14 protein-coding genes are annotated in these 12345 nt (G+C 51.0%); 10 read left to right on the forward strand and 4 right to left on the reverse strand.

The features are described from left to right. The first annotated feature begins 120 nt into the window (after nucleotides 1–120). Nucleotides 121–321, forward strand: coding sequence for a cold-shock protein (locus tag KI362_RS18920; RefSeq protein WP_044480314.1), 201 nt, complete (start codon nucleotides 121–123; stop codon nucleotides 319–321). Between the two features lie 95 nt (nucleotides 322–416). Then, nucleotides 417–626 carry a cold-shock protein gene (locus KI362_RS18925; RefSeq protein WP_044480313.1) on the forward strand — a complete coding sequence of 70 codons (210 nt, stop codon included), beginning with the start codon at nucleotides 417–419 and terminating at the stop codon, nucleotides 624–626. A 120-nt stretch (nucleotides 627–746) separates the two neighbouring features. On the opposite strand, the gene KI362_RS18930 is transcribed toward KI362_RS18925, so the two are convergent. Beyond that, complete coding sequence (locus KI362_RS18930; RefSeq protein WP_301629466.1) at nucleotides 747–1226, reverse strand: CcdC family protein; 480 nt, start codon at nucleotides 1224–1226, stop codon at nucleotides 747–749. Between the two features lie 318 nt (nucleotides 1227–1544). Here KI362_RS18930 and KI362_RS18935 point away from each other — a divergent pair, with 318 nt between their 5' ends. The 5 genes from KI362_RS18935 (at nucleotide 1545) to KI362_RS18955 (ending at nucleotide 6131) form a co-directional block, all read left to right on the forward strand. Beyond that, complete coding sequence (locus tag KI362_RS18935) at nucleotides 1545–2594, forward strand: lactonase family protein (RefSeq protein ID WP_301629468.1); 1050 nt, start codon at nucleotides 1545–1547, stop codon at nucleotides 2592–2594. A 370-nt stretch (nucleotides 2595–2964) separates the two neighbouring features. Further along, nucleotides 2965–4026, forward strand: coding sequence for a sulfate ABC transporter substrate-binding protein (locus KI362_RS18940; RefSeq protein WP_301629469.1), 1062 nt, complete (start codon nucleotides 2965–2967; stop codon nucleotides 4024–4026). Between the two features lie 90 nt (nucleotides 4027–4116). Next, nucleotides 4117–4947, forward strand: coding sequence for a sulfate ABC transporter permease subunit CysT (cysT, locus tag KI362_RS18945; RefSeq protein ID WP_044480309.1), 831 nt, complete (start codon nucleotides 4117–4119; stop codon nucleotides 4945–4947). 76 nt (nucleotides 4948–5023) lie between these two features. Further along, the gene (gene cysW / locus KI362_RS18950; RefSeq protein WP_301629470.1) at nucleotides 5024–5866 is read left to right on the forward strand and encodes a sulfate ABC transporter permease subunit CysW; all 843 of its coding nucleotides are present in this window, start codon (nucleotides 5024–5026) and stop codon (nucleotides 5864–5866) included. Nucleotides 5867–5909: 43 nt separating this feature from the next. Further along, a complete protein-coding gene (locus KI362_RS18955; protein ID WP_301629472.1) occupies nucleotides 5910–6131 on the forward strand; it encodes a YezD family protein in 222 nt (73 codons plus the stop codon). A gap of 118 nt (nucleotides 6132–6249) precedes the next feature. Here KI362_RS18955 and KI362_RS18960 read toward each other — a convergent pair whose 3' ends face one another. Further along, the gene (locus KI362_RS18960) at nucleotides 6250–7164 is read right to left on the reverse strand and encodes a hypothetical protein (RefSeq protein WP_301629474.1); all 915 of its coding nucleotides are present in this window, start codon (nucleotides 7162–7164) and stop codon (nucleotides 6250–6252) included. 164 nt (nucleotides 7165–7328) lie between these two features. Here KI362_RS18960 and KI362_RS18965 point away from each other — a divergent pair, with 164 nt between their 5' ends. Next, nucleotides 7329–7967 carry an NAD(P)-dependent oxidoreductase gene (locus KI362_RS18965; protein ID WP_301629476.1) on the forward strand — a complete coding sequence of 213 codons (639 nt, stop codon included), beginning with the start codon at nucleotides 7329–7331 and terminating at the stop codon, nucleotides 7965–7967. 88 nt (nucleotides 7968–8055) lie between these two features. On the opposite strand, the gene KI362_RS18970 is transcribed toward KI362_RS18965, so the two are convergent. Beyond that, the gene (locus tag KI362_RS18970) at nucleotides 8056–8955 is read right to left on the reverse strand and encodes an SDR family oxidoreductase (protein WP_301629478.1); all 900 of its coding nucleotides are present in this window, start codon (nucleotides 8953–8955) and stop codon (nucleotides 8056–8058) included. Nucleotides 8956–9139: 184 nt separating this feature from the next. Between KI362_RS18970 and ssuE the strand changes: the two genes are divergently transcribed. Further along, nucleotides 9140–9691: an NADPH-dependent FMN reductase gene (ssuE, locus tag KI362_RS18975; protein ID WP_301629480.1), complete on the forward strand. Its 552-nt coding sequence runs from the start codon at nucleotides 9140–9142 to the stop codon at nucleotides 9689–9691. A 25-nt stretch (nucleotides 9692–9716) separates the two neighbouring features. Further along, nucleotides 9717–10307, forward strand: a complete 591-nt coding sequence (locus KI362_RS18980; protein ID WP_301629482.1) for an AAA family ATPase — start codon at nucleotides 9717–9719, stop codon at nucleotides 10305–10307. A 1315-nt stretch (nucleotides 10308–11622) separates the two neighbouring features. Here the strand turns inward: KI362_RS18980 and KI362_RS18985 are convergent. Then, a complete protein-coding gene (locus tag KI362_RS18985; protein ID WP_301629484.1) occupies nucleotides 11623–12339 on the reverse strand; it encodes a Crp/Fnr family transcriptional regulator in 717 nt (238 codons plus the stop codon). Between the last annotated feature and the right edge of the window lie 6 nt (nucleotides 12340–12345).

The raw sequence follows: 12345 nt of genomic DNA on the forward strand, positions 1-12345 counted from the left end.
AACAACTCCGTCCTGGGAAGACGACTTTTTGAACAACCTCTTAAAGTGAACTTTTTTCAATGTGTGAATTTTTTTTACGAAAAAAGGAACATGTTAATCTGTATCGAGGAGGCAACAAACATGGAAACTGGAACAGTAAAATGGTTCAATGCCGAAAAAGGCTTCGGATTTATCGAGGTTGAAGGCGGCAAGGATGTTTTCGTTCATTACAGCGCGATTACCGGCGATGGCTTTAAATCGCTGGACGAAGGCGCTCGCGTTCAATTTAATGTGGTTCAGGGCAATCGCGGGCCGCAAGCCGAGAATGTCGTAAAACTGTAATGCAGAGCCGGCTGCCCTTAACGCCCCCGCGTTGAGGGCGGCTTTTGTATTCTTTTTCGGCACGCTGGCAATAGATAACATTCTAGGAGGTAATCATGAACTACCGTAAAAAAACGATTGAAGAGATTCCTGAGGAGAACACCGCAGTTTGGTCTTGCATAAGCGATGATTGCAACGGATGGATGAGGGATAACTTTGCGTTTGATTATAATCCGGTATGTCCGCTGTGTTCCTCTGAAATGGTAAAGGGAACCAAGCTCTTGCCTCAGCTGATTAATTCCAGTTCCCTGAAATCCGAAGGTTAGTCCCAGATTAACACTGATTCTGCAACAACAAACAAGCTGCTTCCCGGCAAAGGCCGGAAGGCAGCTTGTTTTCATGAGAGCAGGGGATTGCATCTCCGAATGAAATGAAATATCTTGGAACTAATGCTGAATCGCCTTGAATTTCGTGTACATAAACAATCTCCAGCGGAGAATCATTCCGAACGCAAGGATGAAGAAGACGGAGCCCGTCTGCAGCACGGAAATATACTGCTCTACGACCTCATGCAGAGCAAGGCGAACAGCTAGCAGTCCGATCAGGATATAGGCGAAGCCTGGTGAACGCTTGGCATACACTTCTCCATCAACTGTCTCGAAATGGGTGGTACGAACCAAGGGGTAGGAGAACAGAAACCATCCGGCAGCAAACGCGACAATCACCCAAATCCATGGGATTCGCATTTGCGGCTCAATAAACATTAGGAAGCCGGTAGCCATTCCCAGCGGAGGGATGATAATCTTCCTGATCGTCACAGGCCGGCGGCTCGCCTTGAGCCGGACGATAAGGACCGATATGGCCATCAATGCGGCCCCGATTGTAAAGAACAGCTGGAAATACGGCGAATCTAATAGTTGGCTCATTTAACAGATCCCTTTCTTGACAGCAGATCATTAAGTGATACTTCGTTGAACATCCTCTATAAGCTATATAAGTTGAACAAAAAAATACACAGAAAGGGCAAAAGTGTGAAGTGTGCTGAAGAAGCGTTAGCGTTCGCCTTTGTGAACGGATTTCTACGCTATGATGGCTTAGTCCAGTCAAAGAAATCCGTGAACAACAGCGATCGTAAGAACACTTCACACGTTGCCTCCAGTGTACAATCTTTAGTTCAACTTATTTAGAACATTATAACATATTCTGCATCTTCTGTTTCAATTAACCTCCAGGGAGGAATTATAATGAATAACATAAACCGGGATGATAAGCTGTTGTTCTATGTAGGATCTTATGCAGAGGAGAGCAGCGATGGCATTCATCTCTGCGAGCTGGATAACAACACGGGAGCGCTTCAACTGCTGCATGGCGCTTCGGGTATTAAGAACCCCTCGTTCCTGGTCGTCAATCAGGATTATACCCGTCTCTATGCTGTCAGCGAGCAAAGTGAGGGGGCAGTGTTCAGTTATGAAATTGATCGGGAGAACGGGAAGCTGACCCAACTGGCTCGGATTTCGACAGAAGGTGCGGATCCATGTCATTTATCGTTGGATGGAAGGGGCAGCCTGTATGCGGCCAACTATTCCAGCGGCCATGTGAATCGTTATGTGCTGGATGAGCGGGGAGCCGCTGCCGAGCTTGCGGCCCTAGTCCAGCATGTGGGCCAGGGATTCCGCGAGGACCGGCAGGAGGCGGCTCATGCCCATAGCATTGTTCCTGATGCTAACGGACGCTATGCTTATGTATGCGATCTGGGGCTGGATCAGATTATCTATTACGATCTAAGTGAAGGAAAGCTGACTACGGCAGGAAAAGTGGAGCTTCCGCCGGGTTCAGGGCCGCGCCACTTCCTTATTCATCCGAACGGGGAGCATGCCTATGCGATCAATGAGCTGAACAGTACGATTACGGTATTTGCCTATAACCGCATTCAAGGCCATTTGGAGATTCTCCAGCATGTTTCAACCGTACCAGAGGACTTTGGGGGAGAGAATTACCCGGCTGACCTCCATCTGTCTCCGGACGGCCGATACGTATACGGCTCCAATCGGGGCCATGACAGTATCGTCAAGCTTACAGTGAATTTGGAGACGGGAGCGCTGGAGACGCCGGAGTGGACCTGCGGGAGAATCAACTGGCCGCGTAATTTTGCAGTGCTTGAACGCTTTGTGCTGATCGCGAACCAGAACGGAGACGATATTGCCGTATTTCGCAGGGACCCGGCCACTGGAGGGCTGACAGCGACAGAGCATAGACTGGCGCTTAAGCAACCGTCATGCATAGCACCTTTATGAGGCGGTTCTCTTCAGGTTGTCGCAACCTTCCCGGTGTTGAGCAGCCGGCTTTTTAAACATGCGGTTTCATTTAAAATAATTGCTTGGAACACCGTAAGGTGTTCTTTTTTTTGTAAAAAAAAGGTTTGACAACCCATGCTCAGCCATATAGAATAGCACCATAACAAACTAAACAGGTAGGAATAATCAAATTGTTCTGGCCGTACACACGGAGGAACGCTCTGCTTGCCTTGGCAGACACGGGTAGCGGCTCGGTCTGACCGGTCAGGAGGCAGCGCGTTACTCCGTTTGCTGTATCGGCAAAACCTGTAAAACCAGAAATACTTGCTGAGAGAAATGAAAATTCGGGAAGAGGATGAGGAGTGATACGATGAAAAAGGGGATCAAAAAGGGAGTTCTGCTGGGAATAGTTGTAGCAATGACGGCGGTGCTCGCCGCCTGCGGATCAGATTCGGATGCGAAGAGCGCAAGCGGAGATTCCAGCGGTGAAAGCAAGGGAAGCGTAGAACTTTTGAATGTATCCTACGACCCGACTAGAGAATTATACGAGCAATATAACAAGGCATTTGCTGCTTATTGGGAAAAGGCAAAGGGGCAAAAGGTAACGATCAAGCAATCGCATGGCGGCTCCGGCAAGCAAAGCCGGGCGGTCATCGACGGACTTGAGGCGGATATCGTCACCCTGGCGCTGGGCTATGACATTGACGCGATTCAACAAACCGGATTGATTGATGAGGGCTGGCAGAGTGAGTATGAGCTGAACAGCTCGCCTTATACCTCCACGATTGTATTCCTGGTTCGCAAGGGGAATCCGAAGGATATCCAGGACTGGGATGACTTGATCAAGGACGGGGTCGAGGTAATCACCCCAAATCCTCAAACATCAGGCGGAGCACGCTGGAATTATCTCGCTGCCTGGGGTTACGCGCTGCATAACAATAATAATGACGAAGCTAAGGCACAGGAGTTTGTGAAGGAATTGTTCGAGCATGTGCCGGTGCTTGACAGCGGCGCCCGCGGAGCTACTACCACTTTCGTGGAACGGGGACTTGGCGATGTGCTCCTGGCTTGGGAGAATGAAGCGTGGCTGTCGGTGAAGGAGCTTGGTCCGGACAAATTTGATATCGTCTATCCATCGGAGAGTATTCTGGCGGAGCCGCCGGTTGCCATCGTGGATAAGAACGCGAATAAACGGGGAACCGCCGAGGTTGCTGCTGCCTATCTGGAATATTTGTATTCGGAGGAAGGCCAGACCATCGCAGCCGAGAATTATTACCGTCCGACATTGGATCGTGTAAAAGAAAAGTTCGCGGATCAGTTCCCGGAGATCAAACTGTTTACCATTGACGAGGTATTTGGAGGATGGGCCGAGGCTCAGCCGAAGCACTTCAATGATGGAGGCATATTCAACCAGATTTATGCTCCGAAATAATCTTGACCATTACCGACCGCACGAAGCGGAGGGGCATTTTACGGACCGGAAGGAAGCCGTAGCGAAGCCCGAGGAAAGGATGAACTTTTGATGCAAACTGGCGTCTCCAAACGCGGGGTGCTCCCGGGTTTCGGGCTGACAATGGGGTATAGCGTTGTATATCTGAGCCTTGTTGTATTAATCCCGCTATCTGCTCTGCTGCTTAATTCGACCGGGTTGACCTGGGAGAAATTCTGGAGTGTTGCTACGGATCCGCGAGTGCTCGCTTCGTATAAAGTCAGCTTTATGACCGCAGCGGCGGCAGGCTTGATCGATACGCTGCTCGGTCTGCTGCTGGCCTGGGTGCTGGTCAGATATGATTTTCCCGGAAAAAGATGGTTTGATGCGATCATCGACCTGCCGTTTGCGCTTCCTACGGCAGTTGCAGGCGTATCGCTAACCGCCATCTATTCCCAGAACGGCTGGATCGGTTCCTGGTTCGAGCCGCTGGGGATCCGGCTTGCATTTTCCCCGATTGGAATTACGCTTGCCTTGATGTTTATAGGCATTCCTTTTGTCGTCAGAACGGTGCAGCCGGTGCTGCAGGATTTGGATGCAGAGGTGGAAGAGGCCGCTGCTACGCTTGGCGCCAGCCGTTTTCGCACCTTCTGGAGAGTGGTCTTTCCAGAGCTGCTCCCTCCGCTGTTGACCGGCTTCGCGCTGGCCTTCTCGCGGGGAATCGGCGAGTACGGCTCCGTGGTCTTTATCTCCGGCAATATGCCGATGAAGACCGAGATTGCCCCGCTGCTGATTATGTCGAAGCTGGAGCAGTTTGACTACGCTGGAGCCACTGCGGTAGCCATTATCCTGCTGACGATTTCGTTCGTGCTGCTTCTGCTGATCAATTCACTTCAGCGCTGGGTTCGCAAGACCGCACGCTAAGGATGAATTGGAGAAGACTCGCGACCTGACCTAAGGAAATTCGGAGAGGAGTATGCAAATGGCCGGTTCTGTACCTATGAATACAGCTAAAGCCCCGGTGTCAAGGAATCAGACTACCCGTTCTACCGGAGCGGTGAAATGGATTCTGATCGGCTCGGCTGTACTGGTGCTGTTATGGCTGATCGTATTGCCGCTGGCAGTGGTGATTACGGAGTCATTAAAGAAAGGATGGGGCGTGTACGTGGAGGCGATCCGCGACCCGGATGCCTTATCCGCCCTGCGGCTTACATTGCTGGTTGCCCTTATAACAGTACCGTTAAATACCATCTTCGGCGTGGCAGCTGCCTGGGCGATCACCAAGTTCCGCTTTCGGGGCAAACAGCTTCTCGTGACTCTGATTGATCTGCCCTTTGCCGTATCTCCGGTGATTGGCGGCCTGATCTATGTGCTTGTCTATGGGGCCCACGGATGGTTTGGTCCGTGGCTGCAGGCACATGATATCAAGATCATTTTTGCGCTGCCGGGAATTATTCTCGCGACGATGTTCGTTACCTTCCCGTTTGTTGCCCGGGAGTTGATTCCGTTAATGGAGGATCAGGGGCAGCAGGAGGAGGAAGCAGCAGTTACACTGGGAGCACGAGGGTTCCGTGTATTCTGGAAGGTGACGCTGCCTAATATTAAATGGGGTCTTCTGTACGGCATCATATTGTGTAATGCCAGAGCGATGGGAGAGTTCGGAGCTGTCTCGGTCGTATCAGGTCATATTCGCGGCGAGACGAACACCTTGCCATTGCATGTGGAGATTTTGTACAACGAGTATCAATTTTCGGCTTCCTTTGCTGTAGCATCCTTGCTTCTGCTGCTGGCATTGGTCACATTGCTGCTGAAAGGCTGGTTCACACGCAAGAGCAGCCATTAGCAGCACAGATTTTTGAGGTTCCTTTGGGGAGGGGGCTGCAGACGTGGCGAAACCGTTAAAAGTGGATGGGGTATGGTTGGACCGGATTGCTGAGCTGCTTGATGAATTGGAGTTCGGATCGCTGAACATCGTGGTTCATGAAGGACAAATCGTCCAAGTAGAACGCACGGAACGAAAGCGATATGAGTTGAACGGCACAGCTAGCGGAAGAAAGGGAGGGCCTTCGCGTCAGGACCTGAAGCCTCGGCGCAAGGCGGAGATTTAAGTTCAGCGGAAGCAGAGGTTAGACTGCCTATGCGGCATGCAAAATAAGGGACAAAGCAGGTTTTCCCTGCTTTGTCCCTTATTTTTAATGGGATGAAGTTTATCTTAACTTCAGAGAACTAGTCGTTGTTGGAATCGCTCGGGTAAGAAGTATCCGGGGCATCAGACTCTGCTATAGCCGGTGAGAGCAATTCCTGGGAGTCCTTCTGGTAATGACCCGCAAAAGGGCGGGATTTGCGCGGCTTTGAGCCGGTAAGACGGAAGCCGGCCAGAAATAACAGCAGCTGCAATACCAGAATGTATGGAGCGAATGACTCGCCGAGCAGGTTCAAGAGATACAATGCGGCGATAAGAACAGACCAAAGACGCAGCAGTACGGAACCGACGTTCGGCCGATTCCCCCCCATCACTGCAGGATACAGAAGCAGCAGCGAGAACAAGGCAGAACCGAATTCGCTCCAGGGATTCACAAGCTCTAATAGACTTGTCGATGAGGGCTCGCTAAGCGCATAGATAAGAAAAAACAACCTTCTTAGCAACACTAATATTACAATGGCAAACACAAATGGAACAGCAGGACGGATCGTTTTCCATAGGGCATATCCCCATCCAGGTGATTCTGAGCGATGAAGCAGCTTATCCCGCTCCATACATAGGCGTTCACACTCTCTTTGGAGCGTCTTGAGCAATAAGGGCAGGCGAGCTGTATCGGGCTCCTCAGCACATGCGGATATCTGCATCAGCAAATCAGTAGTTATATAGGGAGCGCTCCGGCAGGCGAGCATCCGATCAAACAGGATTTGTCTATCCTCCCGAGTTAGGTTATTCTGTTCAAGTGCGGAGATCAGTGCGCTTTCTGCTGATGTATACAGCTTCAGGGTTGCTCCAATCCGGTCGATCCGGCGGTGTTCACGTTCGATTGAGAATTTAAGCGTTACACCATAAATAATGAGCAGTCCTGTGACGCTTGCAAGGATTCCGACCCAGGACATTCCGAAGAACACGAGCGAGTCCATCGATTCCGACAGTGACAAACGGTATCACCCTTTCGATATTCCTTCCTCCACTATTGCACAATGATAATATAATTATCAAGCCCAGCGTACAATCATTAGCCCAACTTTTTAATTAGCTTAACTAATATTAGGAAATACCATATAGCAAGCAACAGAATCTTGAATTCGGGAGGAAGTCATTTATGAAAATTGCGTTATTTGGAGCAACAGGGACAATAGGGAAGGCCATTTTGGAAGAGGCGCTGCGCAGGGACCATCAGGTCGTAGCTGTGCTGAGGGATCCGGAAAAGCCTTTGTCCAAGGACGGGCATGAAGGCGTGATAAAGGTGAGCGGGGATATGCTGATGCCGGATTCGATTGCAGCTGCAGTGGAAGGCTGTGATGTCGCCATCAGCGCCTATGGACCGAGGTTCGGAGCGGAGAGCGAATTGGTGGAAGCGACGCGTTCATTTATAGAAGGAGTCCAAAAAGGCGGGGTGCGCCGCCTTATTGCCGTTGGCGGAGCAGGAGGATTGGAGGTCGGGAACGGAGTCCGATTGTTGGACACACCTGAGTTTCCGGATGAGATAAGGCCCTTGGCCCGAGCTCACGAGGATGCGCTTCAGGTATATCGGGCTTCGGATTCTGCCTGGACCGTGCTCAGTCCTGCCGCTGTCATCGAGCCGGGATCCCGAACCGGCCTGTTCCGAATCGGGATCTCGCAGCTGGTGAAGGACGAACTGGATCAAAGCAGGATATCTGTTGAGGATTTCGCCGTGGCTTTGCTGGATGAGGTGGAGGACCCCCAATTCTATCAAGCGCGTTTCACCGTTGGTTACTGATAGTTACTGAACGGCCGTTAAGTAAAACCGTCTGCGCCTCAAGGGGCGCAGGGCGACGGCAAGGTGCAGCAATGGCTGCTGTGCTCGCCTAAGTAGTCACCATCGCACCGCCATTTACATGCAGCACCTCGCCGGTTGCAAACGATGAATCATCGCTGGCGAGATATACATAGGCCGGTGCCAGCTCGAACGGCTGCCCGGCCCGTCTAATCGGGGCATCCGTTCCGAAGGTTTTAACCTCCTCTGCGGAGAAGCTGGACGGAATGAGCGGAGTCCAGACGGACCCTGGAGCGACCGCATTGACGCGAATGCCGCAGTCTATCAACGAAAGAGCCAGTGACCGGGTGAAGGAGACAACCGCTCCTTTGGTCGCTGAATAATCAATGAGCGTCTTGTGACCGGCATAGGCCGTGATGGAGGCCGTATTGATAATGGCGCTGCCCGGCTTCAAGTGGGGAAGCGCGGCCTGTACCAGGAAGAAGAACGGAAAAATATTTGTCTGGAACGTCTGATACAGCTGCTCTTCAGATATATCGGCAATGCTCTGCTGCGGGTATTGAACGCCATGGTTATTGACCAGCACATCAAGCTTGCCGAAGCAGCGGATCGTCTCGGCGATGACATACTCGCAGTTCTTTTTGTGCCGAAGATCAATCTTCAGCAAGAGACATCGCTGGCCGATCTGTTCGATGCGCCGGCGGGTCTCCTCGGCATCGGAGGTTTCCCAGAGATAGGGAATGACGAGATCGGCTCCTTCCTTGGCGAACGCGATGGCTGTAGCCCGGCCAATGCCGCTGTCTCCGCCGGTAATGATAGCCGTCTTCCCCTTTAACTTGCCGCTGCCGCAATAGGCTGGATTTTCAAAGATAGGTCTGGGCTGCATTTTGCTCTCCAGGCCTGGTTGAACCGGTTGATGCTGAGGGGGAAAAGCGATCGGCTGCGCCTTGCACACTTGCTCAAAGCCGTAATAGGGATACACTGGAATCATAACGATATGAACTCCTCTCGGGTGGGGTACGCGATATAACATTCTTGCTATATATATGCATCCGCCCATAAGAGCGTGCTGGTATGGAGTGTGCGTTGACTTTTGCTGAAAATATTGATAGCATCAATTCAAAGTATACTAGAATAATCGGAATTGCTCCTCAGATAAAGGAAGGGATACGCTGATGACAAAGGTAACAGTGATCAATGGAACACCTACACCCGGCTCCAGGTTGACGGCAATTATCGCGCTGGCGGAAGAACTGCTCGCAAAGGAAGGCATTAAAGTAAATCATGTCAATGTGGGTGAATTGCCACCGGAGGATCTGATTCATACGAAATTCGAGAGCGAGGCCATCGTCAAGGCGAATGCGCTCGTTGCCGAAGCGGATGCCGTAATCATAGCCAGTCCGGTGTATAAAGCTTCTTATACCGGCGTATTGAAGACATTTTTGGACCTTGTTCCGCAAAAGGGATTGGCCGGGAAAATCATTCTCCCGTTATTTATCGGGGGGAGCCTGGCACATCTGCTGACCATTGACTATGCATTGAAGCCGGTCTTATCCGCACTGGGTGCGCGCCATATTTTGGGCGGAGTCTATACCGTGGATTCCCAGGTTGCCAGAACAGAGCAAGGCGGCTTCGAAATTGCAGAGGAATTGCAAGCCAGACTGCGGGATAATATTCAGGAGCTGTTACAGGAGACGAAGCGTCGGATTGCCTCGGCGGATGCATAGGTGAAAAGGAGGGAGCATTGGACGCATGCAAAAATTAGTATTTTTTGTAGGAGTGGCTGGAACCGGCAAGACAACCGTGGCGCTTAAGCTGGCAGAACGGATTCAGGCTGCGTTTCTGGACCGGGATACGGTAGGCGGCAGGTTCGTGGAGAAGATGCTGGAAATGAACGGGCTGGACGTGAATGATCGGGATTCCGACTTTTACAAGAAGCATCTGCGCGATCTGGAATATGATACGACCAAGGATATCTGTATTGAGAATCTGGCTGCAGGACAGAATGTCTTCATGATTTCTCCTTTCACGGCCGAGCTGAAAAACAAGGCATGGATTGAAGAGGTGCTCGCGGCAGCTGGCAAGACTCATGCTGAAGTAGACGTGAAGGTGGTTGCTGTGACGCTCAAGGACATGGACCTGCAGAAGGAGCGTATCATTGACCGCCAGACAGAACGCGACACCTGGAAGCTCGAGCATTGGGATGACTTCAAGCACCGCGTCCAATTCGTACCGGATATTCAATGGGAGATCCCGGAATCATCCGTTCTTGTATTTGATAATAGCGGCGAACTGACCGAAGAGAAGATTGAGCAGCTGTATCGGTTCGTAGCTGGAGAATAATCCTCTTCTAAAAAGAACCCGGCCCTAGGGATTATGTGCGTGCGTGAACGACATATCCTTGGGACCGGGTTTGTTTGTTATGGCGGGAAGTGTGCAATAGCAGGTAGTGCACAGGCACAGTTGACAGGCTGACGCCAATCAGGGCCGCCGTGTGAAACGATCTTACGATCGCTGTTCTTCGCGGATTTCTATGATTGGACTAAGTTCTTACAAGGGAGAAATCCGCTCACAATTGCGAACGCTGACGCTCTATGCTTCCGAAGTAGCTTTCTTGCAGAAAGCTTTTACCTTCACACTTATGCCCTGATCACTTCGCCTTTGCAGTTTAATTGCAATGGAGTTTGCACATAGCTAAGCCTAAGCTGCATAGCAATACCTTCACCGCTATTAACTTACCTCCCTGCGGCATACAAGCAGGAAACTACGCACAGCCTTGGGCAAAGCACGAATGAAAGCTTGCGCGATAGCTTACGCCGACGTCAATGTCCTACCGCGCCTAAAGTTGCGCCCCTGCCTCACGATGCTCCGGTCTTGCACAGAAACTTCGTCAGTCCTGCCAATACTGAAGTTTTCTCCAAACTTAACTTGTCTTACTAGCATTCCAGTCTTGCTCCGAACTTCATCCGCCCTTCTTGACCAAACTCATTTAGCTCACCTCATCCGGCTACGCTCCAGTGAAATTATTTACCTTAAAAACTTCATTCGACGCACATACCCACTTTTAGTGAAAAAACTTACCTTAAATCACCAGTAACTAGCCAAACCCGCGTTTTAGCCAACTTTAAGTACAAAAATTTCACTATATCCGGATTTCTATCATTTCCACTGAATTTAAGGTAACTTTTTTCACTAAATGCGTAAGATTATGCGGACGAACGATCACTGTCATGCTGCGAAACACCGCGCCCTGAGAGCCGCACTCGGTGCGAGGTTTACGCATGTTGTGCATGCGTACTTGGTCGGTATTATGCAGAATCTGCTGGAATAGCCTTGCACTGCGGGCTTGTTGAAATGGAGGTATCCCCCAATGATGATGTGGTGTTGCCTATTTACTGTTTGAATGCATCGAGAGGGTGCGGTGCATCCGGCACCTATAAAGCCGAAGAGCCTGCGTAATAAGGGCATAAGTGTGAAGGTTGCTGCAGAAACGGAGTGGTCGCCTTTGCGAGTGGATTTCTACCTTCTAAGGGCTTAGTTCAATCCAAGAAATCCGCGAGCAACAGCGATCGAAAGCAACCTTCACACGTTGCCCCCGGAACGCAGAATCAATCTTTAGATGGTTTCACATTGCAGTGCACACTCGCATCATTCAGCGTCATACAAGCAGCAGCGCATCAAGATTCAGAATCTGGATTTGCCGCTGCCCCTGCTGCGAGATCCAGCCTGATGCTTCGAAGTCGGCCAGCTTGCGGCTGATCGTCTCGGGGGTGGTTCCAAGATAGGAGGCCAGGTGCTTTCGGCTCATCGGCAAGGTGATGCCGCTGTTCTTTTGCATTTCAGACAAATTGGATAAGTACATCGCAATGCGAGTTTCGACCGTCTCGGTAGCGATACGAGTGGCCTGCTTCTCGCTCTCCGCCAGACGGGAGGTGAACTCGCCCAGCATCTTCAGAGCGATCTGCGGGTATTTCAGCAGGAAGCTCTGCAGGCTGTCCCGGCTCATGATGCACAGCTCCAAGGGCTCGAGCGCTTCGGCATAGGATTCGTGCACGGATGCGGAGAACAGCGATAATTCTCCGGTAAAATCTCCGGGCCCGAGAATCCGGATCAGCTGTTCCTTGCCGTTGCCGGAGAGGCGGTAAATTTTCATACTGCCTTTATGGACAATATACAAGCCCTCCGAGGTCTCGCCGGAATGATAGACGATCTGGCCCTTGGGGAATTGGTGGGAACGAGTCGTCTGGACGATCTCCTTCAATTCATCAAGATCCAGATGATTGAACAGGGGAACAATGGAAATACAATATTGCTGACGCTCCTCTGCGTCGGAGTTATGATGACAGCCATAGCTGCAGCTTGTGGAATCTTGCATAGTAGT

It is taken from the genome of Paenibacillus apis (assembly GCF_018333295.1).
Taxonomy (GTDB): domain Bacteria; phylum Bacillota; class Bacilli; order Paenibacillales; family Paenibacillaceae; genus Fontibacillus; species Fontibacillus antibioticophila.

Excerpts from the sequence above, each read along its gene's own strand:
- KI362_RS18920 (WP_044480314.1), top strand. The coding sequence starts at position 121 with ATGGAAACTGGAACAGTAAAATGGTTCAATGCCGAAAAAGGCTTCGGA.
- cysW (WP_301629470.1), top strand. The coding sequence starts at position 5,024 with ATGAATACAGCTAAAGCCCCGGTGTCAAGGAATCAGACTACCCGTTCT.
- KI362_RS18985 (WP_301629484.1), bottom strand. The coding sequence starts at position 12,339 with ATGCAAGATTCCACAAGCTGCAGCTATGGCTGTCATCATAACTCCGAC.
- KI362_RS18970 (WP_301629478.1), bottom strand. The coding sequence starts at position 8,955 with ATGATTCCAGTGTATCCCTATTACGGCTTTGAGCAAGTGTGCAAGGCG.
- ssuE (WP_301629480.1), top strand. The coding sequence starts at position 9,140 with ATGACAAAGGTAACAGTGATCAATGGAACACCTACACCCGGCTCCAGG.
- cysT (WP_044480309.1), top strand. The coding sequence starts at position 4,117 with ATGCAAACTGGCGTCTCCAAACGCGGGGTGCTCCCGGGTTTCGGGCTG.
- KI362_RS18930 (WP_301629466.1), bottom strand. The coding sequence starts at position 1,226 with ATGAGCCAACTATTAGATTCGCCGTATTTCCAGCTGTTCTTTACAATC.
- KI362_RS18935 (WP_301629468.1), top strand. The coding sequence starts at position 1,545 with ATGAATAACATAAACCGGGATGATAAGCTGTTGTTCTATGTAGGATCT.
- KI362_RS18925 (WP_044480313.1), top strand. The coding sequence starts at position 417 with ATGAACTACCGTAAAAAAACGATTGAAGAGATTCCTGAGGAGAACACC.
- KI362_RS18980 (WP_301629482.1), top strand. The coding sequence starts at position 9,717 with ATGCAAAAATTAGTATTTTTTGTAGGAGTGGCTGGAACCGGCAAGACA.
- KI362_RS18940 (WP_301629469.1), top strand. The coding sequence starts at position 2,965 with ATGAAAAAGGGGATCAAAAAGGGAGTTCTGCTGGGAATAGTTGTAGCA.
- KI362_RS18965 (WP_301629476.1), top strand. The coding sequence starts at position 7,329 with ATGAAAATTGCGTTATTTGGAGCAACAGGGACAATAGGGAAGGCCATT.